This is a genomic window from Gordonia sp. i37 (assembly GCF_002043085.1).
In the GTDB taxonomy this organism is placed as follows: domain Bacteria; phylum Actinomycetota; class Actinomycetes; order Mycobacteriales; family Mycobacteriaceae; genus Gordonia; species Gordonia polyisoprenivorans.
In genome coordinates, this window is the sequence record NZ_MVPX01000275.1 from 1 (window position 1) to 2,449 (window position 2,449).

At 68.4% G+C, this 2,449-nt stretch carries 3 protein-coding genes; 1 reads left to right on the forward strand and 2 read right to left on the reverse strand.

What is annotated here, in order from left to right:
* Together B1964_RS13460 and B1964_RS13465 are read right to left on the reverse strand one after the other, a co-directional pair.
* A partial coding sequence (locus B1964_RS13460; RefSeq protein WP_079930111.1) for a 3-deoxy-7-phosphoheptulonate synthase class II occupies nt 1–1,190 on the reverse strand: 1,190 nt, incomplete at its 3' end.
* Between the two features lie 104 nt (nt 1,191–1,294).
* Nucleotides 1,295–1,786 carry a polyadenylate-specific 3'-exoribonuclease AS gene (locus B1964_RS13465; protein ID WP_020170910.1) on the reverse strand — a complete coding sequence of 164 codons (492 nt, stop codon included), beginning with the start codon at nt 1,784–1,786 and terminating at the stop codon, nt 1,295–1,297.
* A gap of 71 nt (nt 1,787–1,857) precedes the next feature.
* Between B1964_RS13465 and B1964_RS13470 the strand changes: the two genes are divergently transcribed.
* A partial coding sequence (locus B1964_RS13470) for a glycosyltransferase 87 family protein (RefSeq protein WP_139765728.1) occupies nt 1,858–2,449 on the forward strand: 592 nt, incomplete at its 3' end.

Below are 2,449 nucleotides of genomic sequence, written 5' to 3' on the forward strand. Positions count from 1 at the left end.
CCCTCGTCGACGACACGGTCGAAGTGGCGTGTCTTGTAGCCGGTGGGCGAGGAGTGGGTGTTGCCGTGCATCGGGTCGCTCTGCCAGATCACCTTGTGCCCGCTCGCCTCGACCGCGGTGACGATCGGTGGCAACACGTCGCGGACCTTGCCGTTGCCCATCCGGGCCACCAGGGTGAGCCGGCCGGGCTCGTTGTACGGGTCGAGACGTTCGACATACTCGACGGCCTGCTCGGGGGTGGTGGTCGGACCGATCTTGATGCCGATCGGGTTGCGGATCAGCTCGGCGAAGGCGATGTGGGCACCGTCGAGTTGGCGGGTGCGCTCACCGATCCACAGGAAGTGCGCCGACAGGTCGTAGAGCACCTTGCCGTCGGCGCCGACGCTCGGGTCCTCGGGCGCCTCGGCCAGGCGCAGCAGGGCCCGTTCGTAATCGAGAACCAGTGCCTCGTGCGAGGCAAAGATGTCGGCGGCGCCCAGCGAGGAGTCGGAGACCCCGCACGCATCCATGAAGCGCAGACCCCGGTCGATCTCCGAGGCCAGCGCCTCGTAGCGGGCGCCGGCCGGGGAGGTGCGGACGAATTCCCGGTTCCAGTCGTGCACCCGTCGCAGGTCGGCCTCCGAGTGGGTCAGCGCCCGAACCAGATTCATCGCCGCGGCGGCGTTGGCGTAGGCGCGCACCAGTCGCGAGGGGTCGTGGATGCGGGTGGCCTCCTCGGCCGGGAACCCGTTGACCATGTCGCCGCGATAGGACGGCAGGCCCAGGGCGTCGGTGTCGGCGGAGCGGGGTTTGGCGTACTGACCGGCGATGCGGGCGACCTTGACCACCGGCAGGCTCGCGCCGTAGGTGAGTACGACGGCCATCTGCAGCAGCGTGCGGATGTTGCCCTTGATGTGGGGCTCGGTGTTGTCGGCGAAGGTCTCGGCGCAGTCGCCGCCCTGCAGCAGGAACGCCCGGCCCTGTGCGACCTCGGCGAGTTGGTCGGCGAGCGTGCGGACCTCGGCGGGCATACAGATGGGCGGCACCGACTCGAGTACTGTCCGCATGCGCCGCGCGTCCTCGGCGGGCCAACTCGGTTGCTGCAGCGCGGGACGGGCCAGCGCGTCGGCGAAACGCGCCTGCAGGTCGCCGGGCAGCGGCGGGAGTTCGGGCAGTTCGTCGATCGGAACGTCTACGGTCCAGTTCACCACCGCTCCAGCGTAGCGAGGCCGGGGTCGCAAACGTGCATCGGCCGAGTTTGATCAGGCGCAACACAGCGAGGCCGGGGTCGCAAACGCGCATCGGCCGAGATTGATCAGGCGTCGGGCTGCCGTGCCTGTTCGATCGCCTGCCACTTGCGCCAGTTGTGGCGAGCATCACTGAGTGCGTCGTGGGCGTCGGCGGGTGCCGACGGCAGGGGTGGGCGCCCCGCGTATTCCCAGTGCTGACGCAGTTCGCGGGTGAAGCGCGGGATCGTTCGCGGCAACGCGGTCATCGGACCCCACAGCTGGCACAGCACGACGTGGTCGTAAGCGCCCACCCAGGCCCACAATTCGACGTCGCCGGGCTCCGCGGTGAGGAAGTCCAGGAGGTCGTCACGGATGGCGCGCCGGGACCGCCACGCCCGTGACGCCGGCGACGGCAGCTTGGGCAGCACGTTCGCCCGAACCCAGTCTCCCGCCCGGCCCGGATCGAACTCGGTGGACACCGCGTAGAATTCTCGACCGTCCTCGGCGACGACACCGATCGAGATGAGATCGATCGTGGTGCCGTCCTCGATAAACTCCGAGTCGTAGAAGAACCGCATACTGGTAAGTATCACCCGCCACCCGGCGAGGGTCGCCGCCGGAGAGGAACGAAGAGCCCGTCATGACGACAATGCTGACTTCGGTGGATGAGCGGTTGCGCCGCTGGTCGCCGACCCGGCGCGCGCGCATCGTCATCGGCGTGATCTTCCTCGCCTCGGCGGGGATGCAGATGTTCGGGGTGCCGTTCACCTCCAGCTTCGGCACCCGGACCCGCATCGACCTCGACGTCTACCGGATCGGTGCGCAGATCTGGCAGCAGGGCCAGAGCCTGTATGCCGACGGGTCGATGCCGTTCACCAGCGACGGCATCTGGTTGCCGTTCACCTATCCGCCGTTTGCCGCCCTCGGCTTCGTCCCACTCGGTGCCATGCCCCTGGCGGTGGCCGGGGTGGTGATGTCTGTGCTCACCATCGCACTGCTGGTGCTCATCGTCCACATCGTGCTGTCGTTGTTGTCGCTGGGCGCCCGCACCAACCGCTGGTGGCTGGCGGCACTCGTTACCGCGGGTGCACTGTGGCTCAATCCGGTGTGGATGACGATGGGTTTCGGTCAGGTCAACGTCATCCTGATGGCGATGATCCTGCTCGACGTCTTCGTCGTCGCGCGCGTGCGCAAGCCCTGGACGCGGGCGCAGGGCATCCTGGTGGGTCTGGCCTCGGCGA